Source organism: Pseudoroseomonas cervicalis (genome assembly GCF_030818485.1).
GTDB lineage: Bacteria > Pseudomonadota > Alphaproteobacteria > Acetobacterales > Acetobacteraceae > Pseudoroseomonas > Pseudoroseomonas cervicalis_A.
Genome location: NZ_JAUTAJ010000003.1, coordinates 89,801 through 116,526, shown reverse-complemented (window position 1 = coordinate 116,526; position 26,726 = coordinate 89,801). Strand labels below are relative to the sequence as shown.

The following is a 26,726-nucleotide window of genomic DNA, read 5'->3' as shown; positions in this document are numbered from 1 at the left end:
CCGATGACCCTGGCCTGCCGCCGAGCCGCCCCTCCCACCCTGGTCGCGACAACGGTATCGGGTTAGGGTCGTTGCCATGCCGGATGCCCCTGCCGCCCCGCCTGCCCAAGCCGCCGCCATGCAGTTCGATGGGGCGATGGCCGGCTCCCCCGAACAGGCTTTCTGGACCTGGCGGCAGATCGCCGCCGTGTTCTTCGACGTGGCGCTGCCGACGCCGGAGGCGATGGACCATTTCCGCGTCGCCGTCGACAGCCATGATCTGGGCGGGGTGGTGATCGGCCGCATCGCCGCCAGCGCGCAGATCTTCCGCCGCTCCTCCTTCACCATCGCCCGCACCGGCGTCGATCATTTCCTGATCCAGCTCTACCGCCAGGGCGGCTATCAGGGCGTGGCCGGGGAACTGCCGATCACCGTGCGGCCGGGCGATGTCTGCATCCTCGACATGGCGCAGACGCTGCACACCAGCGCCGAGGATTTCGAGAATATCACCCTGGTGATGCCGCGCGCCTCGCTGGCGCCGCTGGTGCCCAAGCCCGAGGCGCTGCATGGCGTGGTGGTGGAGGGCGGCACGCCGCTCGGCCGGCTGCTGGGCGAGCATCTGGTGGGCCTGCAGGAATGCGGCGGCCAGCTGACCCAGGCCGAGGCGCAGCCGCTGCTGCAGGCCACCGCCATGCTGGTCGCCGCCTGCGCCACGCCGGTGCTGGCGGCGCGGCAGGAGGGGCATGCGCCGGTGCACACGCCCTCCCTGGTGCTGATCCGCCGCTTCATCGAAAGCAACCTGGCGGCGCCGCAGCTCTCGCCCGAGATGCTGACGCGGCAATTCGGCGTCTCCCGCCCGACGCTGTACCGGCTGTTCGAGCCCTATGGCGGCGTCGCCTCCTATATCCGCCGGCGCCGGCTGGAGCGCTGCTTCCAGGAGATCACCGCGGCGGTGCCGGAGCGCCGGCGCATCGCCGAGATCGCCTATGGCTGGGGCTTCCGCAACGAGGCGGCGTTCAGCCGCAGCTTCCGCGAGGCCTTCGGCATGTCCCCGCGCGAGGCGCGGCTGGCCGGCGGCACCCGCCCGGCCGGCGGCCCGCTGCGCCCCGAACCGCCCGCCGAGGCCGCGAAGGAGGGCGGCAAGGAGAAGGCGCCGGCGACGACGGGCTGGATCCGCCGGCTCTAGGCCGGGCCGTTCAGAGCAGCTGCCGCTCGGCCAGGGCGCGGAAAAAACCGCCGGCGGCGATCAGCTCCTCATAGCGGCCGCTCTCGCAGATGCGCCCCTCGCGCAGCACCAGGATGCGGTCGGCCCGCACCACGGTGGAGAGCCGGTGGGCGATGACGATGCGCGTCGCGTTCAGCCGGTCCAGGCTCTCCGTCACCTGGGCCTGGGTGCGGTTGTCGAGCGCGCTGGTCGCCTCGTCCAGCAGCAGGATGCGCGGCCGCGCCACCACGGCGCGGGCCAGCAGCACGCGCTGCACCTGGCCGCCGGAGAGGGTGCTGCCGGAATCGGAGATCACGGTCTGCATGCCCATCGGCATGGCGCGCAGATCCTCGGCCAGGCCGACCTGTTCCGCCGCCGCCCAGGCCTCGCGCTCCGACAGGTGCAGATTGGGGCCGAGGATGTTCTCCAGCAGGCTGCCCGGCATCAGCCGCCCGCCCTGCAGCACGACGCCGAGCTGCCGGCGCAGCGCCTGCGGGTCCAGCCCGTTCAGATCCTGCCCGTCATAGAGGATGGCGCCCGCCTGCGGCTGCTCGAAGCCCAGCAGCAGGCGCAGCAGGCTCGACTTGCCGCTGCCCGAGGGGCCGACAATGGCGACATATTCGCCGGCGGCGATGCCGAGTGACAGATCGTCGAACAGCGGCGGCCCGTCCTGGCCGTAGCGGAAGCTGACGCGGCTGACCTCCAGCGCGCCGCTCAGCGTGCCCGGATCGGCGCGGTGCTCGCCGGTCTCCGGCACCGTCTCCAGGATCGGCGCGGCATGGGCGTAGACCGGGCGAAGCGCCGCGATCTGCACCGCCGCGCCGGCCAGCCCGGCGATGCCGGACAGGGATTGGCTGAAGGCGTTGAGGAAGGCCAGCAGCGCGCCCAGCGCCAGCCCCTGCTGGCCGGCGCCCGTGCCCGTGCCGGCATGGCCCAGCCCCATCCAGTGGATCGCCAGGAACAGCGCGGCGGTGGCCAGCGGCAGGGCCAGGGTGCCGGACAGCTCGCTCAGCGTGCCGATCTGCTCGGCCAGGAAACGCTGCCGCGCCAGCTTCGCCTGCAGCCTTGCCCAGCGCAGGAAGGCGCGCTGCTCGGCCGCCGCCAGGCGCAGCTTGGCGATGCCGCTGGCCAGCTGCAGCAGCAGCCCGGCGCTTTCGCCGCCGAGGCTCACCACCTCGCGCTCATGCCGGATGCGCAGCCAGCCCAGCAGCAGGGTGACGCCCAGCAGCAGCACCAGCATGGCCAGCGCCACCAGGGTCAGCCGCCAGGAATACCAGGCCATCAGCCCGAGCGAGAGCAGCGAGAGCAGCCCGGTCAGCAGGCTGCCGATCAGCGCGCCGCCGACGGCGCGCTCGATCACCTGCACGGCCAGCGCCCGCTTGGCCAGCATGCCGGCGGAATGGCCGCGGAAGAAGCCCATGGGCAGGCGCAGCAGCCGGTCGATCACCGCCGCCTGCAGGCGGGTGCCGGCGCGCCCCTCGATGCGCAGCGCGGCGATCTGCACGGCGTAGCGCAGCACCAGCATGACCAGCGCCAGCAGGCCCAGCACCAGCGCCATCTCCAGCAGCCGCGGCAGGTCATAGGCGGGGATGATGCTGTCCACCAGCACGCCGGTGGCCAGCGGCACGCCGAGATTGAGCAGCCCGGCCGCGGCGCCGAGGCCCACCACCGCCAGCGCGTCGCTCCTCGCCCAGCGCAGCAGGTTGCCGCCGATGTCGAGGCCGCGCAGCGGACGCGCCGGCAGCGGCGCGTAGAGCTGGAAGGCCTCGCCGCGCAGCGCCGCGGCGGCGCGGGCGGAAAGCGGCGCCAGCTTCTCCTCGACCGGGTCGTAGAGCTGCCAGCCGCCGCGCAGCGGCCGCGGCAGCAGCGCCAGCGGCCGCCCATCGCCCTGGCGCAGCAGCAGCAGCGGCCCGGCATCCTGCCCCCACCAGCCCGGCTGCAGCCTGAGCCCGCGTGCCCGCAGCTGGTTGGCGCGCAGGATCTCCCCCAGCGTGGCGGGGCGGATCTCGCCCTGCTCGCGGCGCGGCGGCGGCGGGGTCAGCGCCAGGCCGAGATGGCTGGCGATGGCGGCGACGGTGCGCAGCAGCGGCTGCTCCCCCTCCACCGGGGGGCGGAAGGGGCGGGCGCCGGCCAGCGGCTCGGCCAGGCGCTGCAGCGCCGCCTCGCCGGCCTCGCGGTCGGAATGGTGCCGGGCGCGCTGGCGGTTGGCCTCGTCGGCCGCCGCCAGCATCAGGTTCAGCGGCAGGATCTCCAGCATCAGCCGGTGCAGCGTCGCCAGCCCCGCCCAGGCCAGGCCCCGCTCCAGCGCCGCGCCGGTGGTCAGGCTGGGCAGGGGGGCGTCCTGCGGCTGCTCCAGCCAGGCGCCGGCGGCCAGCGGCAGGGTCTCGCCCGCCGCCACCTCGCCGGTGTCGAGATAGAAGGCGGCGCCCTCCGGCCGCGCCCAGGCGATGCCGCGCGCGGGGCCGGCGCGGCGGCCGGCGGCGGGGCGGGCGGTCTCGCCGGGCTGGAACAGCGTCTCCAGCCGCGGGCGCGGCTGGATCGGCCGCACCATGGCGCCGGTCAGCCCCTGCACCCAGCGCTCCAGCGCCGTCTCCAGCCCCGCCCGGCGCGCCGGGTCGGCGGCCCAGCCCTGCAGCGCGCCCGGCGGCAGCTCGGCCACCCTGGTGCCGACATGGCCGACCGCCAGCAGCCCCACCCCCTCCGCCGCGCCATCGACGCCGAACAGCAGCGCGCCGCGGCCCAGGCCGAAGAGATGCCGGCGCAGCCCGGCGGGGCGCCCCTCCTCCAGCGGCACCAGGAAGAGCTCGACCTCGCCCTCCAGCACCAGCAGCGCCTGGTCGGGGCGGTCGAGCAGCAGCGGCGTGTTGCCGGCGATGGCGCGCGGCGTGCCGAGGCCGGGCGGGAGCAGCGTCTCGGCCATCAGGATTCGATCAGCCGGCTATAGGGACCGCCGGCGGCCAGCAGCGCCTCATGCGTGCCGCGCTCCAGCACCTTGCCGCGATGCATGACGATGATCTCGTCGCAATCGCGCACCGTGCTCAGGCGGTGGGCGATGATCAGGCAGGCGCAGCCGCGGCGGCGCAGATTGTCCATCACCTGCTTCTCGGCGATCGGGTCCAGCGCGCTGGTCGCCTCGTCCAGCACCAGCAGGCTCGGCGAGTTCACCAGGGCGCGGGCGATCTCCAGCCGCTGCCGCTGGCCGCCGGAGAAATTGCGCCCGCCCTCCTCGACCCGGCCGTCATAGCCGCCGGGGCGGGCGATGATGTCGTCATGGATCGCCGCATCGCGCGCCGCGGCGATGATGGCGGCCTCCGGCATGGTCTCGTCCCAGAGGGCGATGTTGTCGCGCACGCTGCCCTCGAACAGCACGATCTCCTGGTCGACCACGGCGAGCGAATCGCGCAGCAGCCCGCGCGGCAGGCTGCCGATCGGCCGGCCATCCAGGCGGATCTCGCCGGACCAGGGCGGGAATAGGCCGGTGACCAGCCGCCCCACGGTGGATTTGCCGCTGCCCGAGGGGCCGACCAGCGCCACCCGCGCCCCCGGCACCAAATCCAGGGAAAAATCCTCGATCATCGCCGGCTCCAGCGGGCTGTAGCCGAAGCTGACCCCCTGCAGGGAGAGCGCGCCGGAGAGCCGCTGCTCGCGCCGCGCCGCGCCCTCCTCCGGCGCGGGGGCGGCGAATTCCGGCGCCTCAGGGTGCAGCAGCACATCCTCCATCTGCTCGACCGTGCCGCGCGCCGCCTGCATCTGCACCGCGTTCTGCATCAGCGCGCGCAGCGGCAGGGTCATGCCGGCCTGCAGCAGCTGGAAGGCGACCAGCGTGCCCAGCGTCAGCTGGCCCTGCATCACCAGGAAACCGCCCAGCACCAGCACCAGCGCCGCCCCGGCCTGGGCCAGGAAATCCGGCAGCGTCGCGAACAAAGCGGCGACGCGGCCGACCGATTGCTGCTGCCCCACCACCAGCGCGTGCTGGCCGGCCCAGGCCTCGAAGAAGGGCCCGTCGGTGCCGGTGGCCTTCAGCGATTCGATCATCTGCAGGCCGAGCATGGTCTTGGCGCCGAGCTTCACCTGGTCCAGCGCCGCCTTCTGCTCGCGCTCCTCGACGCCGCGCCGCGCCGCCAGGAACAGCACGAGGTTGCCCAGCGCCATGGCGGCGGCCACCGCCGTCAGCAGCGGCGAATAGAGCAGCATGACACCGAGATAGACGGCGACGCAGGCGCCTTCGACCAGCAGCACCACCGGCTCCTTCGCCGCGTGCTGGCCGAGCAGCGGCGCCAGCTCCGCCCGGCTGCCGATGCTGCCGGCATAGCGCTGGGTGAAGAAGGGGATGGGCAGGCGCAGCATGCGCCAGACGAAGCGCGCCCCGGCGCGCAGCGCGACCGAGGTGGCCAGGCGGTGCGTGATGCTGCCCTTCAGCCAGACCAGCCCGCCCTGCGCCAGCGCCGCCGCCAGCATGGCGAACAGCAGCCAGCCCACCCAATCCTGCTGCCCCTCCACCAGATACTGGTCGATGAAGATGCGGCTGAAGCCGGGCAGCAGGATCGCCATCAGGGCGAGGCCCAGGCCGCTGGCCAGCGCATAGGCCAGCGCGCTTTCGCCGCCGCCGCGCAGCCAGGCGAAGAGCCGCCCGGCCAGCGCCGGCGGGGCGCCGCCGGGGGCGAAATCCGGACCCGGCTCGAAGGTGAGCACGATGCCGGAATAGATCTCGTCCAGCTCCGCCTCGGTCATGGCGCGGCGGCCGCCGGCCGGGTCGTTGATCCAGGCGCGGCCGCGCGCGAAACCCTCCAGCACCACGAAATGGTTCAGGTTGACGAACAGGATGGCGGGCTTCGGCAGCGCCTTCAGCGCCGCCAGCTCATGCCGGAAGCCCTTCGCCTCCAGCCCATAGCGGCGCGCGGCGCGCACGATGTTGCCGGCCTTGCTGCCATCGCGGGAGACGCCGCAGGCCACGCGCAGCTCGGCCAGCGGCACCCAGCGCCCATGCGCTGCCAGCACCATGGCCAGGCAGGCGGCGCCGCATTCCACCGCCTCCAGCTGCAGGATGCTGGGCGCGCGGCGCCGCGCGGCGTCCTGGGGCGAGGCGGCGGCGCCGGCGATCACGCCCTGCATCTCAGAGCCCGATCCAGCCCAGCAGGCGCTCCGCCTCCGGCAGCACCAGCGCGATCAGCGGGATGTCGTCGACGACGATGCGCCCCTCGGCCAGCGTGCCGCTGCCGATCGCCAGCGCCTTGCCGCTGCCGGTGGACCAGCGATAGCCGCCCGGCGCCGCCGGGTCGCGCGCCAGCCGCACCGTCGCCAGCACCGGCGGGCCGGATTGCATCAGCTGGTCGACCAGCGCGCCATTCTTCAGCGTGCGCAGGATGCCCTCCCGCGTCGCCGGGATGGCGGAGACGCTCTCCACCTCGCCCTCGATGAAGCCGTCGCGCTGCACCCGGGCGGTGGAGGGGATCACCTGCACCCGCATGCCGGGCTGCACCCGCTTGCCATCGGCCGGCGGGACATAGAGCAGGGCGACCAGGCCCTCGGCCTCGTCGGCGCGGCCGGCCAGGAAGCGCAGCACCGGCGCGCCGGCGGTGACCAGCTCGCCCGGATTGGCCACCTGCTCGACCAGCATGCCCGGGGCGGGGGCCAGCACGCGGCCGCGGCGGGCCAGCTCGCCCTCCGTCCAGGCGATCTCGCGCGCCACGGCGGCGCGGCGCATGCCGAGATCGAGCAGCTCGCGCTCGGCGCGGATGCGCTCCGCCTCGGTCTCGGCAGCGATCTGCACCAGGCTGTTCTCGGCCTCGCTGCGCTGGCTGCGCACCTCCTGCCATTGCTGCTGGGCGGCCAGGAAACGCTCCCGCGTGCCGAGGCCGCGGCCGAACAGCCCCTGCTGGATCGAGGCCATCTCGCCCATCGTGCCTTCGAGCGCGGCGAGCGAGGCGATGCGGGCGCGCAAGGCCTGCTGCCGCGCCTCGGCCAGGCGGCGGCGCGCCTCGGCCTCGCCCTCGAGGAAGCGGCGCACCCGCGCCTCCTGCTCCTCCAGGCTGGCGGCCTCGGTGCGGCGGCGGGAGAGGTCGGCCTCCAGCTCCGGCTGGTCGAGCAGCGCGACGAGCTGGCCCTCGGCCACCGCCTCGCCGGGGCTGGCCAGCAGGCGCAGCAGCCGGCCCGGGGCGGGGGCCACCACATCGCCGACGCCGCCGGCGCTCAGCAGCACGCCCTGGGCCTGGGTCTTCACCGCGGCGGTGGAGCGCAGGCTCCAGACCAGCCCGGCCAGGATCAGCGCCAGCAGCAGCCAGAGCGACAGCCAGGCCAGGCCCGGCACCACGCGCAGCGCGCGGTCCAGCTGCTCCGGGCTGGGCGGGCGGGTGAGCGGGGCGCTGCCGCTCACGGCACCGCGCTGTCCTGTCCCAGGACGGAGAGCATCAGCGCCAGGTCGCTGCCGCCGGGCACGGTGCCGCCGGCGGCGATGCCGTCCAGCTGCTCGGTCGAAAGCTCACCGCGCGACAGTTCCTCGCGCAGGCGGCGGACATAGCCGCGGATCTCGGCGGCGCTGGTGGCGATGCCGTGGCGCGCGCCGATGCGGTCCAGCAGCTCGGCGGCGCTGTCGAGGTCGCGCGCCTCGGCCAGGCCCTGCGCCGTCTCCGGCCGCGCCGCGAAGAGGCGGCGGAAACTGTCCATGACATCGTCGGGCCGCATGCCGCCTGCTCCTGCATCCTGGCGAAGCCGTGATCCTAGCGCAGCGGCGGCGGGGATGCCTATTCGCCCCGGCTCATTGCCTGTGCCCGCCGTCGCGCTGCGGCCGATGCGGCCCCATTGGCCACGTCTCAGCCGGGGCGGGAGAGGGTGCGGCGCACCGCATCGCACCAGCCCGCATAGGCGGCCTCGCGCTCCGCCGCCGGCAGGGACGGGGTGAAGCGGCGCTGCAGCTGCCAGAAGCGGGCGAATTCCGCCGGTTCCGGGCAGAGGCCGGATTGCAGCCCGGCCAGATAGGCGGCGCCGAGCGCCGTCGTCTCGGCCACCTGCGGCCGGTCCACCGGGCGGTCCAGCAGATCGGCCAGCGCCTGCATGGTCCAGTCGGAGGCGGTCATGCCGCCATCGACGCGCAGCACCGGCGCCTCGGCCTGCGCCGCGTGGCGCTCCGCCGCCAGGTCGCGCTGCATCGCCTCCATCAGGTCGCGGGTCTGGAAGGCGACGCTTTCCAGCGCGGCGCGGGCGAAATCGGCGGGGCCGGAATCGCGGGTCAGGCCGAAGATGGCGCCGCGCGCCTCGGCATCCCAATGCGGCACGCCGAGGCCGACAAAGGCCGGCACCAGATAGAGCCGCCGGCCCGGGTCGGAGCCGGCGGCGAGGCTGCCGCTCTCCTTCGCCTCGCGGATCAGGCCGAGCCCGTCGCGCAGCCATTGCACGGCGGCGCCGGCGATGAAGATGGCGCCCTCCAGCGCATAGGTCCGGTGGCCGCCGAGCTGGCAGGCGATGGTGGTCAGCAGCCGGTTGCGCGAGCGCACCGGGCGATCGCCGGTGTGCAGCAGGGCGAAGGCGCCGGTGCCATAGGTGACCTTGGCCATGCCGGGGGCGAAGCAGGCCTGGCCGATGGTCGCCGCCTGCTGGTCGCCGGCGATGCCGCGCACCGGGATGGCGGCGCCGAGCAGCGCCGGGTCGGTGGTGCCGAATTCGGCGGCGCAGTCGCGCACCTCCGGCAGCAATGCCTCGGGGATGCCGAACAGCGCCAGCATCTCCGCATCCCATTCGCCGCGATGGATGTCGAACAGCAGCGTGCGCGCGGCGTTGGTGGCATCCGTCGCATGCACGCGGCCGCCGGTCAGCCGCCAGAGCAGCCAGCTGTCGACGGTGCCGAAGGCCAGCGCGCCGCGCTCCGCCGCGGCGCGGGCGCCGGGAATTTCTTTCAGCAGCCAGGCCAGTTTCGTCGCGGAAAAATAGGGGTCGATCAGCAGGCCGGTGCGGGCCTCGACCGCGGCGCCATGCCCTTCCTGCCGCAGCCGGGCGCAGGCGGGGGCAGTGCGGCGGTCCTGCCAGACGATGGCGCGGTGCAGCGGCCGGCCGGTCGCGCGGTCCCACAGCAGCACCGTCTCGCGCTGGTTGGCGATGCCGATGGCGGCGATGTCGGAGGCCTCCAGCCCGGCCCCGGCGATCGCCTGGCGCATCGTGGCCAGGGCGCTCCGCCAGATCTCCTCCGGATCGTGCTCGACCCAGCCCGGGGCGGGGTAGTGCTGGGCGATCTCCTGCTGCGCCAGGCCGATGGGCTGCAGCCCGGGCGGGCGGAACAGCATGGAGCGGGTCGAGGTGGTGCCCTGGTCGAGGGCGAGGATCGCGCCGGCGCTGGCCATCGGCAGAAGCAACTCCATCCGGAAGGGCCGCGCAGGCTGCCGCAGCCGGAGGGGCGAGGGAAGGGGCCCCCGCTCGGGGGAGGGCTGGCTAGGCCGGGTTGGCCCACCCGTCCCAGGCGCGCATCGCGGCGGCGGCGATGGCCAGCAGCTGCTGGCGCGAGGCGCCATCCTGCGCCTGGGAGGACAGCCCCACCAGCACGGCGCGGTAGAAGCCGGCCATGGCGTCCAGATCGGCGCCCGGCGGCAGCTCCCCCGCCGCCTGGCCGGCGGCCAGCCGGGCGCGCAGGGCTTCCTGCCCCGCCAGGCGCCGCTCCCGCAGCAGCGCGGCGATCGGCGCCGTCTCCGCCGAATGGCCGGCCAGCGCCAGGTCGAGCAGGCAGCCGGCCGGCTGCCCCTCGGTGCTGTAGTGCAGCGCGGCCTGCTCCAGCAGCGCCTGCACCGCCTGCCGCGCCGTCGGCTGCTGCAGCGCGGCGCCGGACCAGGCGCAGGCCTCCTGCTGGTAGAGGTCGAGCGCGGCGCGGAACAGCTGCTCCTTCGAGCCGAAGGCGGCGTAGAGGCTGGGCGCGCAGAGCCCCCCCATGGCCTGGCGCAGCTGCGCCATGGTCGCGGCCTCATAGCCCTTCTCCCAGAAGAGCAGCAGAGCGCGGCGCAGCGCCTCGGCGCGGTCGAAGCCGGGCGGTCGGCCGCGCCGGGCAGGGGGCGAGGGGCTTTCCATACCGGTCATTATAGAATCCTTGACAGGCCCGGCGCCATGGCTTTATCCGATTTCTATATCGGGCGTTCTAGAAAGCCCTTCCTCCCGCAGCGCCGCCGCCGGGCCCCCTCGCCGCGCGGCATGACAGGATCCCGCATGAGCCTCGACACCCTCTTTCAGCCCTTCGCCCTGAAATCGCTGCGGCTGAAGAACCGCATCGTCATGGCGCCGATGACCCGCTCCTTCTCCCCCGGCGGCGTGCCGGGCGAGGATGTGGCGCGCTACTACCAGCGCCGCGCCGAGGGCGAGGTCGGGCTGATCCTGACCGAGGGCACGGTGATCGACCGTCCCGCCTCCTCCAACGAGCCCGCCGTGCCGCACTTCCATGGCGAGGCCGCGCTGGCCGGCTGGCGCCGCGCCGTGCAGGCGGTGCATGGCGCCGGCGGGCGCATCGCGCCGCAGCTCTGGCATATGGGCGCGATCGGCCCGCACGCCTCCGGCTGGGTGGCGCCGGCGCCGCAGGAGGGCCCCTCCGGCCTGCGCGCGCCGGGCGAGCAGGTCGGCGTCGCGATGAGCGAGGCGGATATCGAGGCGACCATCGCCGCTTTCGCCCGCGCCGCGGCGGATGCCAAGGCGGCCGGCTTCGACGCCATCGAGCTGCATGGCGCGCATGGCTATCTGATCGACCAGTTCTTCTGGTCCGGCACCAACACCCGCACCGATCGCTGGGGGGGTGCCACCATCGCCGAGCGCAGCCGCTTCGCGGTCGCCGTGGTGCGCGCCGTGCGCCAGGCGGTGGGCGAGGATTTCGTCATCATCCTGCGCCTGTCGCAGTGGAAGCAGCAGGATTTCTCCGCCCGGCTGGCGGAGAGCCCGGCCGAGATGGAGGCCTGGCTGGGCCCGCTGGCCGAGGCGGGCGTGGACATCTTCCACTGCTCGCAGCGCCGCTTCTGGGAGGCGGAGTTCGAGGGCTCCGACCTGAACTTCGCCGGCTGGGCCAAGAAGCTGACCGGGCGCGCCACCATCACCGTGGGCTCGGTCGGGCTGTCGGGCGAGTTCATCGCGGCCTTTGGCGGCGAGACCTCGAGCCCCGCCTCGCTGGACGAGCTGCTGCGCCGCTATGGGCGCGGCGATTTCGACCTGGTGGCGGTGGGCCGGGCGCTGATCAGCGATGCCGACTGGGTGCGCAAGGTGCGCGAAGGCCGCCGCGACGAGCTGCGCAGCTTCAGCCGCGCCGCCCTCGCCGAGCTGGTGTGAGGGCCGGGCCGGCGGCCGGCAGCGCCGCCGCCGGCCGCAGCCGCGCCAGGCCCTGATGCACCTGGCGGATCAGCTCCGGCAGCTCCTGCCAGGGCAGCTGGGCGCGGGCGGCATAGGCGGCGGCCAGCGCCGCCGTCTCGGCCAGGGCGGAGCGGCTGGCCGGCGGCAGCCCTGGCGGCAGGGAAGCGGGCAGCCCGGCGGCGGGCAGGGCCAGGGGTTCGATGGCGGCTTCGGCCGCGGGGGCGATGGTGGCCTCGGCCGCGGGCGCGATATCGGGCTCCGCCGCCATGTCCGCCGCGGCGGCGGGTTCGCTGGCCGGGGCGGCCAGGGGCGGCTCCGGCACCGCCTGCGGCGCGTCCGGCGCCGTGGCCGCGCCGGGCGCGACCTCCTCCAGGAACTGTTCCAGCGTCGCCGCCGTCTCCAGGAAGCCATCCTCGCGCTGCGCCAGGCAGGGCCGGCCTTCCACCCAGAAGATCCGTCGCTGCATGCTCAGCCGCGCCACCTGGGCGGGATCGGCGGGGAGGAACTGGCGGCCATTCGCCTGCGCGGCCTGCACCTGGGCGCGGGACAGATTCAAGGGTGGGGGCTTCCTTCGGGTCCGGGCATGGCCGCCACCTGGGCGGCCGGCGCAGCATAGGGCCACCATGCCGTCCTGACGACGCAAGATCGCGGCAGGATCGGTTTCAACGGCGTCATCTTCGCCGCCGGCCCGGCCGCGCGCCGCCGCCCGGCCCGGATCAGCCCTCGGCGCTGCCGGCCTGGTCGCGGAAATAGGGCTCGACCGTGCCCTGCAGCTTGATGGTCATCGGGTTGCCCTTGCGGTCCAGCGTGCTGCCGACGGTCAGCCGCACCCAGCCCTCGCTGACGCAGTATTCGTCGACATTGTTCTTCTCGACGCCCTTGAAGCGCACGCCGATGCCGCGCTCCAGCAGGGCGGCGTCGTAGAACGGGCTCTTGGGGTTGGAGGAGAGGCGGTCGGGCGGGGTGTCGCTCATCGCGGATGCCTTAACAAAAAAAGCCAATGGGCCGGGCGGGGTTGATACTCAATCCCGCCCGGCTTTCCAAATGACGGCCGCTCCAGCGGCCCCCTACAGCGTCCCCCCTGGCGCCCCGCCTCACTCGGCCGGGCGGACATCCTGGGCGCGGGTGTACTCATCGGCGCGGGCGTCGATGGTCAGGTCGCGGCGCATCGCCCAGGCATTCTTCTGGATATGCACCGGGATCAGCGCCTGGTCCTCGATGGCGCGCCGCGTCACCTGCTGCAGCATCGCCTCGCGCTGGCCGTCATCCAGGGTGCGCATCGCCGTGGCCAGCTCGGCATCCAGCGCCGGGTTGGAATAGCGGCCGCGGTTCGAGGCGCCGGTGCCGGCCTCGCGGCTCTGCGTCGCCACCAGCGCGCGCAGCATGGTGGAGGCCTCGCCGCTGGTCGCCGCCAGCCCCATCAGATGCGCGCTGGTCTCGCCGCGCCCGGCGCGGGCGATGAAGGTGGTGAAGGGCTGCGCCTCCACCTGGGTGCGCACGCCGATGCGGGTCCACATCTGGCCGACCGCCTGGATGATGCGGGCATCGTTCATGTAGCGGTCGCTCGGCCCGTGCAGCGTCATGCGGAAGCCGTTCGGATAGCCGGCCTCGGCCAGCAGGCGCTTCGCCGCCTCGGCATCGGCGCGCGGCGCCGGCAGGTCGGGCACATAACCGAAGGTGCCCTCGGCCATGATCTGCCCGGTCGGCACCGAGGCATCCTCCATCAGCCGCGCCGCGATCGCCTCGCGGTCCATGGCCAGCGACAAAGCGCGGCGGACGCGGGCGTCGCGCAGCGGATTGCGGCCGAGCTTCTGGCCGTCCGGGCCGGTGACGAAGGGCGAATCGCCCTCGCTGGCATGGTCCAGCGCCAGGTAGATCAGCCGCAGCCCGACCGTCTCCTGCACCCGCAGCCGGCTGTCGGCGCGCAGGCGCCGCAGATCGCTGGTGGGCACCTGGTCGATGATGTCGACATCGCCCGCCAGCAGCGCCGAGCTGCGCGCCGCGTCGCTGGTGACCATGCGGTAGGTGACGCGCTGCCAATGCGGATTCGGGCCCCAATAGGCGTCGTTGCGCTCCAGCTCGATGCGGTCGCCATGGCGGTAGGAGACGAGGCGGAACGGCCCGGTGCCGATGGCGGCGGCGCCGCTGTTGAAGGCCTCCGTCGTCACGTCGCGATGCGTCTCGTGCTGCAGCATCATCACGCTGGACAGGTCGTTCGGCAGCAGCGGGTAGGGGCCGTCGGTGTGCAGCCGCAGGGTGCGGGCGTCGAGGATCTCCACCTGCTTCACCGCACGCACGAATTGCGCGAAGGAGGAGGGCGAGTTCGGCACATTCGGCACGCGGGCCAGGGTGAAGGCCACATCCTCGGCCGTCATCGGCCGGCCGTCATGGAAGCGCACGCCCTCGCGCAGGCGGAATTCCCAGGTGGTGTCGTCCACCGCGCGCCAGGATTCCGCCAGGCCGGGCTGCAGCCGGGCGCGGCCATCGGTCTGCACCAGCGTGCCGAAGATCATGCCGGCGACGGCGCTGTTCGGCGTCAGGTTGTGGTAGTGCGGGTCCATCGAGGTGACCTGCGAGCCGACGCCGAAGGTAAGGTTCTGCGCCGCGGCCGGGGCGGCGAGGGCCAGCATCGCCAGCGCGGCGGCAACAGGCGGGGCGACGCGCGCGGCGGGGCCGCGCGGCGGGAGGGTGCGGGACATGGCGGTTCCTTCAGTCTGGCGTCCCGGCCGGGCTTTGCCTCTTGCCGGGGAAACGCGCGCCGGCTGCGCCGGCGCGATGCGGTGCGGTGGTTCGCGGCGGGCCGCAGCGCGGCCCGCCACTGAAAAAAATCAGGCCTGGCGGGGGGCGCGCAGCGGCGGCGCCAGCACCTCGGCCGGGATCGGGCAGGCATAGGCGCGGCCGCCGGTGCGGCTCGCCAGCTCGGCCTTGGCACGGGCCAGCAGCTCCGGGTCGCGGAAGGCGTCGAGGGCGGTGGCCGCCATCGCCTTGGCCGCCTGCACCATGCCCTTGTGGGCGTGCGGGCTCTTGCCCTGGGCGACCGCCTGCCAGGTGTGGAAGGGCGTGCCGATCGCCCAGGTGGCGCCCCAGCACTGCACCACCGGCACGATCTGGCTGACATCGCCGACATCGGTCGAGCCATTGCCGGGCAGCGAGGTGCCGTCGAAGGGCAGCACGCCCTCATGCAGCGGCGCGGCTCCCAGTGCCTCCGGCGCGCCGAAGCTGCGCAGGCTGTCGGCGATGTCCTCCTCCGACAGGCTTTTCCGGAGTTCGGCCGCGAAAGCGCGGTCGGCCTCGTCGAAGGCGGGGGCGCCAAGCCGGGAAAGATTCTCGAACATGCGCATCTCCAGCGCCGTGTTCGGGATGGTGTCGGAGCAGGCCTTGTCGATCTCCATCGACATGGTCGTGCCGGTCATGATGGCGGCGCCCTCGGCGCAGGCCTTCACACGCTCGAACAGCGCCTGGGCGTCGCGCACCTTGGGGCCGCGGATCAGGTAGAGCACCTCGGCATCGGCCTGCACCACATTGGGCGAATTGCCGCCGGAATTGGTGATGGCGTAGTGCACGCGGCAATCCAGCGGCATGTGCTCGCGCAGGTAGTTGACGCCGACATTCATGATCTCGACGGCGTCCAGCGCCGAGCGGCCCAGCCAGGGCGAGCCGGCGGCGTGCGAGGCGCGGCCCTTGAACCGGAAATAGACCTGGAAATTGGCCATGCTGCGCTGCGAGTTCACGCTGCTGACCACGCCCGGATGCCAGGACACCGCCGCATCGATGTCGTCGAAGGCGCCTTCGCGCGCCATGAAGGTCTTGCCGGAGCCGCCTTCCTCGCCGGGGCAGCCATAATAGCGCACCGTGCCGGAGAGGTTGTTGGCGGCCAGCTCGTCGCGCGCGGCAACCGCGGCCAGCATGGCGCCGGCGCCCAGCAGATTGTGGCCGCAGCCATGCCCCGTGGCGCCCGGGGTGATGGCGCGCGGCTCGGCGATGCCGGCCTCCTGGCTGAGCCCCGCCAGCGCGTCGAACTCGCCCAGGAAGCCGATCACCGGGCCGCCGGAGCCAGCCTCGGCCATGAAGGCGGTCGGGATGCCGCCGACATTGCGGGTGATGCGGAAGCCCTCCGCCTCCAGCAGCGCGATCTGCTCCTCGACCGATTTGTGCTCGGCGAAGCGCAGCTCGGCATGGCCCCAGATGCGGTCGGACATGGCGGTGAAGGCCGGGCTCTTGCGCTCCACCGCCTCGGACAGGGTGGTGAGGGAAAGCGGATCGTTGCGCATGCCGGAACCTCGCAGGGAGAAGGGGGCAGGGAGAAGGGGGCAGGGAGAAGGGGGCAGGGAGAAGGGGGCAGGGAGAAGGGGAAAGAGCAGGCCGGGACAGCGCCTGCTTAGGACCCTCGCACCGGTCCCGCAACCGCGCGGGCTGGCCGCTCCGCCTGCGCAAGGAGTTCCAGTGCCGGGCCGCGGCCCGGCACGCCAGGCTGGCCGTCCCAGCGCGGCCGCGCTATCCGGGGCGCCGGGGACATGATGGGGGATGTCACGATGCGCCTGCGCCTGGCCGCGTTTCTGGCCCTGCTGCCGCTGCTCGCCGCCTGTGGCGGTCCCGGGCCGGTCGCCTGGGATGGGCGGCGCGGCTATGACGGGCTTGGCGACTATGGCTATGACCCGGCCGCCAACCGGGCCGAGGCCGGCGCCTATCGGGCGCTCGCCAGCCCGGTCTACAGCGTGCCCGGCCCGCCCGACGACCCCTGGGGTCCCTATATCCGCGAGGCCGCCGCCCGTTTCGCCGTGCCCGAGCCCTGGGTGCGGGAGGTGATGCGGCAGGAGAGCGGCTTCCGCCTCTATGGTTCGGACGGGCTGCCGATCACCTCGCCGGCCGGGGCGATGGGGCTGATGCAGGTGATGCCGGCGACCTATGACCGGCTGCGCCCCTCGCTCGGCCTCGGCCCCGATCCCTATGAGCCGCGCGACAACATCCTGGCCGGCACCGCCTATCTGCGCGCCATGTATGACCGCTTCGGCGCGCCGCTGTTCCTGGCGGCCTACAATGCCGGGCCGGACCGGGTGGCGAACTACCTCTCCGGCGCGCAGATCCTGCCGGACGAGACGGAGAATTATGTCGCCCGCATCGCGCCGCGCATCGGCTACGCCGCCGCCGCGCCGGCGGGCTATGCCATGGCCGCCCGGCCCGCCAGCCCGCTGGACCGCGCCTATGAGGGCGGCGGGCCGGTGGTCGGCGCCTGGGCGGCGCCCGCCTGCCCGGCGGGCTATGTCTGCTAGCACCGTCTGCCAGCGCCGGCGCGGGCCGCTCAGGCGGCCAGCGGCAGCGCCGCGCCCTCCTCCTGGCTGCGGCGCCAGGCGGCGGGGCTCATGCCATGGGCGCGGCGGAAGCGGCGGGTCAGATGCGGCTGGTCGCAGAAGCCGCAATCGAGGGCGATCTGCGACAGGCCGCGCGGCGTCGCCAGCATCATGGCGCGGGCGCGGGCCAGGCGGCGGGCCAGGATATAGGCGTGCGGCGGCATCGCCGTGCTGGCGCGGAAGGCGCGCGAGAAATAGCCGGCGCTGAGGCCGAGCAGCGCGGCCAGGCCGGCGACGCTGAGCGGCTCGGCCAGATGGCCGTCGATATGGCGGGTGATCCGGGCGACCTGCCAGGGGGCCAGCCCGCCGGGGCTGGAGGTGGGTTCGGCGTCGATGGGCCGGGGCATGGGGCGATGCTCCTGCTGGGGGCGCCCTGTTGGCGCCATGGCCAAGCTTCCCCGGCGGACCCGCCCGGCGCGAGTGAATCGCTGTGAATTCGCGTGAAGCGCGCGGCGCCAACCGAAGGCGGTGCAGGGGACCCCCTCATTGCCCGGGGCCCCCGCCGGGGGAGATTGAGGGGGCAAAGCCCCCTCAATCCTTCAGCCCTTCGGCCCGCAGGCCAGCAGGTGCTGCACGCGCGGCGGCGCCTCGCCCGCATGGAAGCGCCGCAGCTCCGCCTGCAGATCGGCGTCGGTCTGCGAGACGCGGCGATGCTGGCGCAGATGCTCGGCCCAGGATTCCACCATGAACCATTCGACCATGCGGCGCGGCTCGGCCGAATCCTCGGTGACGCCCCAGTTGTAGGCGCCGTCGCGCCGCCTTGCGTCGGAGAGGCGGTGCACCGCGGCCAGGAAGTCCCGCCGTAGCTCCGGCGGCACGTCGTATTCGATCAGGATCATGACCGGGCCGCGATCCTGCTCCACCGGCGCGGCCAGCAGCGGCTCCGGCCAGTGGTTGGAGGGGGCAAGATCGGCCTCGCCGCGCGGCAGCTTCAGCCGGTGCAGCAGGGTGGAGGAGAGCGCCAGCGCCAGCGCCGCCACCAGCAGCGTGGCCGGCACGCCGATGCCCTCGGCGACGGCACCCCAGGCCAGGCTGCCCGCCGTCATCGCGCCGTTGAACACGGTGAGGTAGACGGCCAGCGCCCGGCCGCGCACCCAGTTGGGCAGGATGGCCTGCGCCGTGCCGTTCAGCGTGGTCAGCGCGATGATCCAGGCGATGCCGAGCAGCAGCAGCACGCCGAGCGCCACGGCGCGCGGCGGGGCGAGCGCCAGCACCGCCATCACCGCGGCACTCAGCAGCGCCGAGAGCAGCAGCAGCCCATCGGCCGAGAGATGCGGCCGCAGCCGCGGCAGCAGCAGCGCGCCCAGGATGGCGCCGGCGCCGACCGCGCCCAGCAGCAGCCCGTAGAAACCGGCATCGCCGCCCAGCAGCTGGCGCGCCACCAGCGGCAGCAGCGCCCAGACGGCGCTGGCCAGCAGGAAGAACAGCGCGGCGCGCAGCAGCACGCGGTGCAGCTCGCGGCTGGCGCGGGCATAGCGCAGACCCGCGCGGAAGGCGCCGGCGAACCGCTCCGACAGCGGGTCCTCGGCCGAGGCGGGGCGGCGCCAGAGCAGCAGCGCGCCGATCACCACGACATAGCTGGCGACATCGGCGCCATAGGTGGCGACGGCGCCGAAGCTGGCCAGCAGCAGCCCGCCGGCGGCCGGGCCGATGGCGCGGGCGATGTTGATGCCGAGCGAGTTCAGCGCCACGGCGTTGCGCAGGTCGCGCGGCGGCACCAGCTCCGGCACGATGGCCTGCCAGGTGGGCGCGGCCAGCGCGGCGCCGACGCCGCCCAGGAAGGTCAGCCCGGCCAGCGCCGCGACCGAGATCTGCCCCGATTGCGCCAGCAGCAGCAGCGCCAGGCTGACCAGCCCCAGCATCACCTGCACGCCGATCAGGAAGCGCCGGCGGTCGAGGATGTCGGACAGCACCCCGGCCGGGATCGCCAGCAGGAAGACCGGCAGGGTGGCCGCCGCCTGGATCAGCGCCACGGCGGCGGGGCCGGCGGCCAGCTCGGTCACCAGCCAGGCGCTGGCGACGTCGCGCATGAAGCTGCCGATATTGCCGATGATGGTCGCCGCCCAGAGCAGGGCGAAGACCGGCTGGGCCAGCGGCGCGAAGCTGCCGCCAGTGGCCTGCTGCGCCGGGGCTTGCTTACCGCTCATGGCCACGGTCCCAGGCGAAGACCAGCAGGAAGGCGCCGGCCAGGCCCAGATGCTCGTAGAAGGCATTGGCCATCATGAAGCGCTCCTGCCCCGGCGGCAGTGTCCAGTAGCGATTGGCGATGAAGGTCGCCGCCAGGGTGAAGAGGCAGAGCGCCAGCGCGCCCAGCCAGCGCAGCCGGCCGCTCAGGATCATCGCGCTGGCAGCGAGCTCCAGCGCGATGGTCAGCGCCGCCGTCACCACCGGCAAAGGCAGGCCGAAATGCGTGGCCTCGGCGACCGCGCCGTTGAAATCGAGCAGCTTGTTCAGCCCGCCCTGCAGATAGGCGGCGCAGAGGCCGAGCAGGCCGAGCCAGAGCAGGGCGGGGTTCCAGCGGGCCATGCTCAGAAGGCCCAGCAGGAGCAGCCGAGCGCCCCCCAGAAGCCGGCATCCTGCCCGGCCGGGGTGGCGGCGCCCCAGGCGCGCGCATGGTCATGGCCATGCACGCCGCAGGAGGTGGCGCAGCAGGCGGCCAGCGACGCGAACCCGCCCCTGCGCGGCGCCTCCGCCCGGCGCTGCTGGTAGCCGCCGAAGCGGCGCACCGGCGACCAGTCCGGCATGGCCGGCGGCAGGCCGGGATCGAGCGGCGCATAGTCGCCCGTGCCATAGACCACCTTGCCGCCCAGCACGGTCAGCACCGCGCTGATGTCCTGGATCTCGTCGCCGGGCACGTTGAAATAGTCGCGGTCCAGCACGGCGAGATCGGCGAGCTGGCCGACCATGATCTGGCCCTTGCGGCCTTCCTCGTTGGAGAACCAGGTGACCTTCTCGGTCAGCATGCGCAAGGCCGTCTCGCGGTCCAGCGTGTTGCGCTCGGGCGTGATGCGCAGCCCGCCCAGGGTGCGGCCGGTGGTCAGCCAGTAGAGCGCGACCCAGGGGTTGTAGGAGGCGACGCGCGTCGCATCCGTCCCCGCCGAGACCTTGACGCCCATCTCCAGCATCTTGGCGACCGGCGGCGTCGCCTCGGCGGCGCGGGCGCCGTAGCGCTCGACGAAATACTCGCCCTGGAAGGCCATGCGGTGCTGCACGGCGACGCCGCCGCCGAGGCGGGCGATGCGCTCCAGCGATTTGTCGCTCACCGTCTCCGCATGGTCGAAGATCCAGTGCAGGTCGCCGATCGGCATCTCGGCATCGACCTTCTCGAACACGTCGAGGGCGCGGGAGATGGTCTCGTCATAGGTGGCGTGCAGCCGCCAGGGCCAGCGATTCTGCACCAGCACCCGCACCACGCCTTCCAGCTCCGCCTCCATCTGCGGCGGCATGTCCGGGCGCTCGACGCGGAAATCCTCGAAATCCGCGGCGGAGTAGACCAGCATCTCGCCGGCGCCGTTCAGGCGGAAATAATCGTCGCCCTGCTGGTATCTGTTCTCAGACGTCCACCGAAGAAAGTCCTCCTTCTCCTGCTGCGGCTTCTGGGTGAACAGATTGTAGGCCAGGCGCAGGGTCAGCTGGCCATCCTCGGCCAGCTTGCGGATCACCTCGTAATCCTCGGGGTAGTTCTGCGAGCCGCCGCCGGCATCGATGGCGCTGGTGACGCCGAGCCGGTTCAGGTCGCGCATGAAATGCCGCGTCGAGTTCAGCTGGTAGTCGAAGGGCAGCTTCGGCCCGCGCGCCAGGGTGGCGTAGAGGATGGTGGCGTTGGGTTTCGCCAGCAGCAGGCCGGTCGGCGTGCCGTCGGGGCCGCGCTGGATCTCGCCGCCCGGCGGGTTGGGCGTGTCCTTGTCATAGCCCACGGCGCGCAGCGCGGCGGCATTCAGCAGCGCGCGATCGTAGAGATGCAGGATGAAGACCGGCGTGTCGGGGGCGGCGGCGTTGATCTCGTCCAGCGTCGGCAGGCGCTTCTCGACGAATTGGTGCTCGGTGAAGCCGCCCACGATGCGCACCCATTGCGGCGGCGGCGTCTCCGCCGCCTGGCGCTTCAGCATGGCCATGGCATCGGCCAGGCTGCGCACCCCATCCCAGCGCAGCTCCATATTGTAGTTCAGCCCGCCGCGGATGATGTGCAGGTGGTTGTCGAACAGGCCGGGGATCAGCCGCCGCCCGCCGAGATCGACGATGCGCGTGGCGGGGCCGGCGGTCGGCAGGATCTCGCGCGCCTCGCCCACCGCGCTGAAGCGCCCGGCGGTGATGGCCACGGCCTGCGGCGCCGGGGTGGCGCGGTCCAGCGTGGTGATCCGGCCATTGTGCAGGATCATGTCGGGGGCGGCATCGGCGGCCATGGCGGTACTCCGGCTGGAAAGGGCGAGGCCGAGGCCGGCCAGGCCCGCGGCGAGGTCGCGGCGGGGCAGGGCGCGGCTCATGCCGCACCCCCTTCGCCGCGCCGGGCGGCGTCCTGCCGCGGCGCGGGCGCCCGGGCGGGCAGCGCGCCGAACAGATGCTGCGCGCATTCCTCGCGCAGCATCGACAGGCTGGGCGGGTGGCCGGCCAGCAGCCGCTTGGCCACCGGCAGCAGCTGCTCGCCCAGCAGGATGCCGAGGAGGCCGAGCAGCGCGACCATCGGCGGCGCCGGCGAGCGGACATTCAGCAGGCTGTAGACCACGCCCACCAGGATCCCGGCGCCAAGCGAGAGAAGATAGGTCTGCATCGCGGCCTCCGCGCTGTGCGTGACGCTCAGCCCTCGTGGGCGTTGAACATGGTCTTGGCGTAGGTGATGCCGATGCCGTAGCCGCCGCCATGCTGCCTGGCGATGCCGGTGGTCATGTCGTAGGTCTCGCCGCGCGCCCAGTCGCGCTGCAGCTCCAGCAGGTATTGCAGCGCGGTGATCGGCCGGGCGCCGGCCTGGATCATGCGCTGCATGGCGCGCTCATGCGCCTCGTCCGAGACGTCACCGCAGGCGTCCGCAATGACATAGACCTCGAAGCCCTGGTCGATGGCCGACAGGGCGGGGCCCACGATGCAGACCGAGGTCCACAGCCCGGCCAGCACGATGCGGCTCTTGCCGATGCGGTTGACCTCCTCGATCACCGCCGCATCCTCCCAGGTGTTCATCGAGGTGCGGTCGAGCAGCTTCTGGCCGGGGAAGGGCTCCGTCACCTCGGTGAACATCGGGCCGGAGAAGCTCTTCTCGGCGACCGTGGTCAGGATGGTGGAGGCGCCGAAGCCCGCCGCCGCCTTGGCCACCAGCGCCGCGTTGTTGCGCAGCTGCACCGGGTCGATCGAGTTGGTCGCGAAGGCCATCTGCGACTGGAAGTCGATCATGATCAGCGTGTGGTCGGCGGGGCTCAGCAGCAGCTTGCCGGGGGTCGGCGTGGCGGTCGCGGGCATCGGGGCAATCCTTCCGTTCGGCGGCGCCGCCCCTGTCCCGGCACGGGGTGGGCGGGCGCGACGCGCCGCAGGATGGCGGATGCGGTGCAGCGCTTCTTGCACGCCTGCGACCTGAAGCGCGCCGGCCGCGATCACAGCCGGCGCGGCGTGTCCGGCGGCGGGAAGGGGGTGCCACGACGCAGCTCCTCTGCCGTCAGGCCGACATCGCGCAGCAGGCGCGGCTCCAGCTCGGCAAGGTGCTCGCGATCGGCGATCCAGCGCAGGGCGCGGGCCAGCGCGCCTTCGCCCGCGGGGCCGCGGCGTTCGGCCGGCGGGGCGGCGGCGCGGCGCGCAGGAAGGGCGGGCAGCAGGGCGCGCAGCGTGGCGGGCAGGCGGCGTGTGGCGGCGGTCATGGCGTCTCTCCTTCGGGATGGCCGCACCCTGCCGCGCCGGCGCGGCGCGCCGCTTCGGAATGCGCCGAAGCATCCGCGCCGCATCCGGTCTATCCTGCCGCCATGCCGAGCACCGCCGCCTTCGCCGAAATCGCCGCCCTGGTGGGCGACCCCGCCCGCGCCGGCATGCTGGACGCGCTGATGGATGGCCGCGCCCTGACGGCGGCGGAGCTGGCGCGCATCGCCGGCATCACGCCGCAGACCGCCAGCGGCCATCTGGCGCGGCTCTGCGCCGCCGGGCTGCTGGCGGTGCAGCGCCAGGGGCGGCATCGCTACCACAGCCTGGCGACGCCGATGGTGGCGCAGATGCTGGAGAGCATCGCCTCGGTCGCCGCCGAGCGTCCGGCGCCGCCACAGCCGCGCAAGCCGCTGCCGGTGGGCCCGCGCGACCGCGCGCTGCGCCGCGCCCGCACCTGCTACGACCATCTGGCCGGGGAGCTGGCCGTCGGCATGGCCGCGCGCATGGTGGCGCGGGGCGAGCTGGAGCTTTCCCCCGATGGCGGCGCGCTGACCGAGGCCGGAACGGCCTTCCTGGAAGGGCTCGGCGTCGGGCTGCAGGCGGCCAGGGCGAAGCGCGGGCGGCTGTTCTGCCGCCCCTGCCTCGACTGGAGCGAGCGGCGCCCGCACCTGGCCGGGGCGCTGGGCGCCGCCCTGTGCAGCGCCTGCCTCGACCAGGGCTGGATGCGCCGGCTGCCCGGCACCCGCGCGCTCGCGGTGACGCCGGCGGGGGCGCGGATGCTGGACCGCGCCTTCGGCCTGGCCACCAGCCCGGGCTGAGGGCGCATCGCTGCCGCGCGGCTCGCCGACGGGCCCCGCTAATGCTCAGCCGGCCGGTGACGCGATCTGCGGGCTCTGCCCCCCCGCCGCGGCGATCCGGGAGATCTCGTCCCGCAGCCATCGGTGCGGCGCGTCCTTGTCACGGCGGCGATGCCATGTCTGGACAAAGGGAAAGCGGTTCAGCCGGAATGGCAGATCGCCGCAGCGCAGGCCTGCCTGGCCGAGAGGCTCGATGCTGCGCCGTGCCGCGGTCAGGACCAGATCGGTTCCCCGGACGAGGCCCGGCGCAGCGGACCAATGCGGGATCTGCACCGCGACGCGGCGCTTGTGGCCGAGGCGCGCCAGCGCGTCATCGACCTCGCTGTCATCCTGCCAGGCGACGGCGACCCGCAGATGCGGCCGCGCCAGGTATTCGCCCAGGGAGAGCGCGCCCTGTCCGCCCGCCCCGTCGAACAGGCAGGCGAAGTCTTCCTCGAAGAGCAGGGCGCTTCGGAGGTCGCCCTGGGAGGCATCCCGCAGAGCGGGGTAGACGCCGACCGCCAGCTCGATCTCGCCATCGGTCAGCGCGGCGAGCGCGCGGTCCCTGCCATAGGACACGACCGAGATGTCCATCAGCGGCGCGGCGTGCCGCAGCCGCGGAACAAGCTCCGGCAGCAGGATCGCCGCCCCGTAATCCGACAGGGAGAGGCGGATATGGCGGCGGCATTGCGCCGGGTCGAAGCGCTGCTGGTCGAGCATGGAGCGCAGCAGGGCCAGCGCTTCCCCCAGCGGCTCGGCGAGCTGCAGCGCACGGGCGGTGGGCTGCAGCCCGCCTTCGCCACGGACCAGCAGCGGGTCCTGGAACAGGTCCCTCAGCCTGGCCAGGGCATGGCTGACCGCCGGCTGCGAGCGATGCAGCCGCAGGGCCGCCCGCGAGACATGACGCTCCTCGATCAGCGCTTCCAGGATCGGCAGCAGGCTCAGATCGGCGGGGTTGAGATTATTCTTCTCATGCATGGCGACCGTATGGATCGAGGATTTCCATTCGGCCTGTCAATGTCTCAGGGAGGGCGGAGAGGAGAAAGCAGCATGGCCCAACCGCCCCCGACCCCGACCGATCTCGGCCTGTCGCATCTCGCCCTCGTGGTCCGGGACCTCGATGCCAGCATCGCCTTCTATCGGGAGTTCGCCGATCTCCAGCTGGCCCATCGCCGGGCCGCCGGGGGCGATGTCGAAGAGGTCGCCTGGCTGGCCGACGGCCTGCGTCCCTTCGCGCTGGTCCTGGTCGGCTCGTCCCGCCTTCGCGACACGCCGCTCGGGCCTTTCGGCCATATCGGCATTGCCTGCGCCAGCCCGGAGGTGATCCATCGCCGCGCCGCCGAAGCCAGGCGCCGCGGCATCCTGCGCTCGGCGCCGCGCGATGACGGGCCCCCGGTCGGCCTCTGGACCTACATCGCCGACCCGGATGGCCACACGCTGGAACTGTCCTTCGGGCAGGCGATCGGGGTGACGGTCGCACGCCCCCGATCGTGACCTCGGAGCCTCCTGTGGAGCAGGGCCGGGATGCGGCGTGACGGCGGCCGCCGGTCTCCTGGCCGGAGATCGGCCTGCGGGCCGGCCAGCGGCGGCGGCGGACGCCGCCGGACCGTCCCGCCGCTTCAGTTCGCCTGCGCCAGCAGCTTGCGGAACTCGCCATCCAGCGCGGCCAGCGCCGCGTCGATGCGGCCGCGGCGTTCCTCGGTCCAGCGCTGCTGCGCCGCCAGATTCTCCCGCGCCGCGGCCAGCATGCGGGTCATCTCCGCCGGCTGCGGCCCGCCGGAGGTGGCGCGGTTGCGGATGATGGCGGCGGGGTCGAGGGCGGCGCGGAACGCGGCCTCGCTCATCGGCAGCTGGCCATCGGCCGTGCCCATCTCATGCCGCAGCGTCTCGGCATAGATCCGCTGCGCCTCGGCGTAGGGGAAGTCGCTGGGGCGGATGTCCTGCGCCTTGGCGTGGTCGACGATGGCCGAGGCGAAATGATGCCCGACGCGGAAGGGCAGGCCATGCTGGCGCATCAGGATGTCGGCGATCTCCTGCGAGGCGGTCCAGTCGCTGTTCAGCTCCTCCAGCGCCCGCTCGGGGCTGATCACCAGCGCGCCCAGGATGCGGTCCCAGCTTTCCAGCATGCGCGCCGCGGCGGCCAGCAGCGCGGTGTTGTCGCGCACGCTCTTGGCGTCGTTCATGCCGGGCGGGATGTTGTGCGCCTGCAGCACGCGGCCGAAGCCGAGGGCGATGACGTTGGAGGCCTGGCCGCGCGTGTCGTTCAGCAGGCCGGGATTGCGCTTCTGCGGCATGGCGCTGGAGACATAGGTGTTGCCGCCGCCCTCCTGCAGCAGGATCCAGGGACGCGGCTGCGCATATTGCGTCATCACATCCTCGATGAAGGCGCCGGCATGCAGCGCCATGCCGGTGGTGACGGCGCCGAGCTCGGTGGGGATCTCGGCCGCCGCGATCTGCGCCGCGTCATAGGCGTTGTCGACCACGGCCGGGAAGCCGAGCGCGCGCGCCATGCGCTCGCGGTCCAGTGGCCAGCTGGTGCCGTTCAGCACGGTGGTGCCCATGGGCGAGCGGTCGAGCCGCGCGAAGGCCTGCTGCAGACGTTCCGCATCGCGCTGCAGCCCGGCGATATGGCCGAGCAGGTAATGGCCATAGCTGTTGGGCTGCGCCGCGACGCCATTGGTGTAGTTGGGCACGGCGGTCTCGCGGTGCCGCTCGGCCAGGGCCAGCATGGTCGCGGTGGTGCGGCGCAGCTGGTCGGACAGCGCCAGCAGCGCGTCGCGCAGCATGGCGGCGCGCACGGTGGACAGCATGTCCTGGCTGGAGCGCCCGGCATGCAGCAGCGTGGCCTCCACGCCGGCGGCCTCGATCAGCAGCGGCTCGAAGGTGATGACCAGCGTGGGCCGGCGGCCGCCCGGCTGGTCGCCCGCCTGCAGCACGCGCTGCAGCCCGGCGGCGATGCGCGGCGCGAGCGCGCGGTCGAGCAGCCCTTGCCCGGTGTTGATGACGGCGCTGGCCTTGTTGATCTCGCCCAGCCAGAAGAATTCGTCGCGCCGCGGCGCCTGGGGCTGCGCGGCCGGGGCGGGCGCGGCGGCGGGGGCGGGCTGGGTCATGCGGTTCTGTCCGGGGCTCTGCGCAGGCTGCGCCTGGGCGGCCAGCAGGGGCATGCAGCCCAGCAGCAGCGCGCCCAGGCAGGGTCCGAATCTCGACATGGTGCTTCCT

At 73.5% G+C, this 26,726-nt stretch carries 24 protein-coding genes; 5 read left to right on the top strand and 19 right to left on the bottom strand.

Annotated features, from left to right (window positions below):
* Positions 1–76: 76 nt before the first annotated feature.
* On the top strand, positions 77–1,165 hold the full coding sequence (locus tag QE401_RS03260; RefSeq protein WP_307136831.1) for a helix-turn-helix domain-containing protein: 1,089 nt from the start codon (positions 77–79) through the stop codon (positions 1,163–1,165).
* Between the two features lie 10 nt (positions 1,166–1,175).
* Here QE401_RS03260 and QE401_RS03255 read toward each other — a convergent pair whose 3' ends face one another.
* The 6 genes from QE401_RS03255 to QE401_RS03230 all read right to left on the bottom strand — a co-directional run bounded on the left by QE401_RS03255 (position 1,176) and on the right by QE401_RS03230 (position 10,237).
* Complete coding sequence (locus tag QE401_RS03255; RefSeq protein ID WP_307136830.1) at positions 1,176–4,103, bottom strand: NHLP bacteriocin export ABC transporter permease/ATPase subunit; 2,928 nt, start codon at positions 4,101–4,103, stop codon at positions 1,176–1,178.
* Positions 4,103–6,295, bottom strand: coding sequence for an NHLP family bacteriocin export ABC transporter peptidase/permease/ATPase subunit (locus QE401_RS03250; protein WP_307136829.1), 2,193 nt, complete (start codon positions 6,293–6,295; stop codon positions 4,103–4,105). Before QE401_RS03250 ends, QE401_RS03255 begins: the two co-directional genes overlap by 1 nt.
* Before the next feature lies 1 nt (position 6,296).
* Positions 6,297–7,556: an NHLP bacteriocin system secretion protein gene (locus QE401_RS03245; RefSeq protein WP_307136828.1), complete on the bottom strand. Its 1,260-nt coding sequence runs from the start codon at positions 7,554–7,556 to the stop codon at positions 6,297–6,299.
* Positions 7,553–7,864, bottom strand: coding sequence for a hypothetical protein (locus tag QE401_RS03240; RefSeq protein ID WP_307136827.1), 312 nt, complete (start codon positions 7,862–7,864; stop codon positions 7,553–7,555). The genes QE401_RS03245 and QE401_RS03240 overlap by 4 nt, the downstream gene beginning before the upstream one ends.
* A gap of 128 nt (positions 7,865–7,992) precedes the next feature.
* The gene (gene glpK, locus QE401_RS03235; RefSeq protein WP_307136826.1) at positions 7,993–9,513 is read right to left on the bottom strand and encodes a glycerol kinase GlpK; all 1,521 of its coding nucleotides are present in this window, start codon (positions 9,511–9,513) and stop codon (positions 7,993–7,995) included.
* A gap of 88 nt (positions 9,514–9,601) precedes the next feature.
* Entirely contained in the window at positions 9,602–10,237 is a 636-nt protein-coding gene (locus QE401_RS03230) for a TetR/AcrR family transcriptional regulator (RefSeq protein WP_307136825.1), read from the bottom strand.
* Between the two features lie 126 nt (positions 10,238–10,363).
* Here QE401_RS03230 and QE401_RS03225 point away from each other — a divergent pair, with 126 nt between their 5' ends.
* Positions 10,364–11,464, top strand: coding sequence for an NADH:flavin oxidoreductase (locus tag QE401_RS03225; protein WP_307136824.1), 1,101 nt, complete (start codon positions 10,364–10,366; stop codon positions 11,462–11,464).
* On the opposite strand, the gene QE401_RS03220 is transcribed toward QE401_RS03225, so the two are convergent.
* The 4 genes from QE401_RS03220 to QE401_RS03205 all read right to left on the bottom strand — a co-directional run bounded on the left by QE401_RS03220 (position 11,433) and on the right by QE401_RS03205 (position 15,756).
* Entirely contained in the window at positions 11,433–12,041 is a 609-nt protein-coding gene (locus QE401_RS03220) for a hypothetical protein (protein WP_307136823.1), read from the bottom strand. The two genes, QE401_RS03225 and QE401_RS03220, sit on opposite strands and share 32 nt — an antisense overlap.
* A 160-nt stretch (positions 12,042–12,201) precedes the next feature.
* Positions 12,202–12,459, bottom strand: coding sequence for a DUF3297 family protein (locus tag QE401_RS03215; protein WP_307136822.1), 258 nt, complete (start codon positions 12,457–12,459; stop codon positions 12,202–12,204).
* Between the two features lie 120 nt (positions 12,460–12,579).
* Positions 12,580–14,184, bottom strand: a complete 1,605-nt coding sequence (locus tag QE401_RS03210; protein ID WP_307136821.1) for an ABC transporter substrate-binding protein — start codon at positions 14,182–14,184, stop codon at positions 12,580–12,582.
* A gap of 129 nt (positions 14,185–14,313) precedes the next feature.
* A complete protein-coding gene (locus QE401_RS03205; protein ID WP_307136820.1) occupies positions 14,314–15,756 on the bottom strand; it encodes a M20 family metallopeptidase in 1,443 nt (480 codons plus the stop codon).
* 261 nt (positions 15,757–16,017) lie between these two features.
* On the opposite strand from QE401_RS03205, the gene QE401_RS03200 reads away from it, so the two are divergent.
* Positions 16,018–16,755: a lytic transglycosylase domain-containing protein gene (locus QE401_RS03200; RefSeq protein ID WP_373461414.1), complete on the top strand. Its 738-nt coding sequence runs from the start codon at positions 16,018–16,020 to the stop codon at positions 16,753–16,755.
* Between the two features lie 29 nt (positions 16,756–16,784).
* Here QE401_RS03200 and QE401_RS03195 read toward each other — a convergent pair whose 3' ends face one another.
* From QE401_RS03195 to QE401_RS03165, 7 genes are all read right to left on the bottom strand, one after another.
* Positions 16,785–17,180, bottom strand: a complete 396-nt coding sequence (locus tag QE401_RS03195; protein WP_307136819.1) for a helix-turn-helix domain-containing protein — start codon at positions 17,178–17,180, stop codon at positions 16,785–16,787.
* A 192-nt stretch (positions 17,181–17,372) separates the two neighbouring features.
* A complete protein-coding gene (locus QE401_RS03190; RefSeq protein ID WP_307136818.1) occupies positions 17,373–18,980 on the bottom strand; it encodes an MFS transporter in 1,608 nt (535 codons plus the stop codon).
* The gene (locus QE401_RS03185) at positions 18,970–19,359 is read right to left on the bottom strand and encodes a DoxX family protein (RefSeq protein ID WP_307136817.1); all 390 of its coding nucleotides are present in this window, start codon (positions 19,357–19,359) and stop codon (positions 18,970–18,972) included. The genes QE401_RS03190 and QE401_RS03185 overlap by 11 nt, the downstream gene beginning before the upstream one ends.
* 2 nt (positions 19,360–19,361) lie before the next feature.
* Positions 19,362–21,317, bottom strand: coding sequence for an amidohydrolase (locus tag QE401_RS03180; RefSeq protein ID WP_307136816.1), 1,956 nt, complete (start codon positions 21,315–21,317; stop codon positions 19,362–19,364).
* Positions 21,314–21,601, bottom strand: a complete 288-nt coding sequence (locus QE401_RS03175) for a DUF1427 family protein (protein WP_307136815.1) — start codon at positions 21,599–21,601, stop codon at positions 21,314–21,316. Before QE401_RS03175 ends, QE401_RS03180 begins: the two co-directional genes overlap by 4 nt.
* Positions 21,602–21,627: 26 nt before the next feature.
* Positions 21,628–22,281, bottom strand: a complete 654-nt coding sequence (locus tag QE401_RS03170) for a hydrolase (RefSeq protein ID WP_307136814.1) — start codon at positions 22,279–22,281, stop codon at positions 21,628–21,630.
* Positions 22,282–22,412: 131 nt separating this feature from the next.
* A complete protein-coding gene (locus tag QE401_RS03165; protein WP_307136813.1) occupies positions 22,413–22,673 on the bottom strand; it encodes a hypothetical protein in 261 nt (86 codons plus the stop codon).
* A gap of 102 nt (positions 22,674–22,775) precedes the next feature.
* Here QE401_RS03165 and QE401_RS03160 point away from each other — a divergent pair, with 102 nt between their 5' ends.
* A complete protein-coding gene (locus QE401_RS03160) occupies positions 22,776–23,489 on the top strand; it encodes an ArsR/SmtB family transcription factor (RefSeq protein WP_307136812.1) in 714 nt (237 codons plus the stop codon).
* Positions 23,490–23,534: 45 nt separating this feature from the next.
* Here QE401_RS03160 and QE401_RS03155 read toward each other — a convergent pair whose 3' ends face one another.
* Positions 23,535–24,485: a LysR family transcriptional regulator gene (locus QE401_RS03155; RefSeq protein ID WP_307136811.1), complete on the bottom strand. Its 951-nt coding sequence runs from the start codon at positions 24,483–24,485 to the stop codon at positions 23,535–23,537.
* Positions 24,486–24,557: 72 nt separating this feature from the next.
* Between QE401_RS03155 and QE401_RS03150 the strand changes: the two genes are divergently transcribed.
* Positions 24,558–25,001, top strand: coding sequence for a VOC family protein (locus QE401_RS03150; protein ID WP_307136810.1), 444 nt, complete (start codon positions 24,558–24,560; stop codon positions 24,999–25,001).
* 125 nt (positions 25,002–25,126) lie between these two features.
* On the opposite strand, the gene QE401_RS03145 is transcribed toward QE401_RS03150, so the two are convergent.
* On the bottom strand, positions 25,127–26,716 hold the full coding sequence (locus tag QE401_RS03145) for a lyase family protein (RefSeq protein WP_307136809.1): 1,590 nt from the start codon (positions 26,714–26,716) through the stop codon (positions 25,127–25,129).
* Positions 26,717–26,726: the final 10 nt, after the last annotated feature.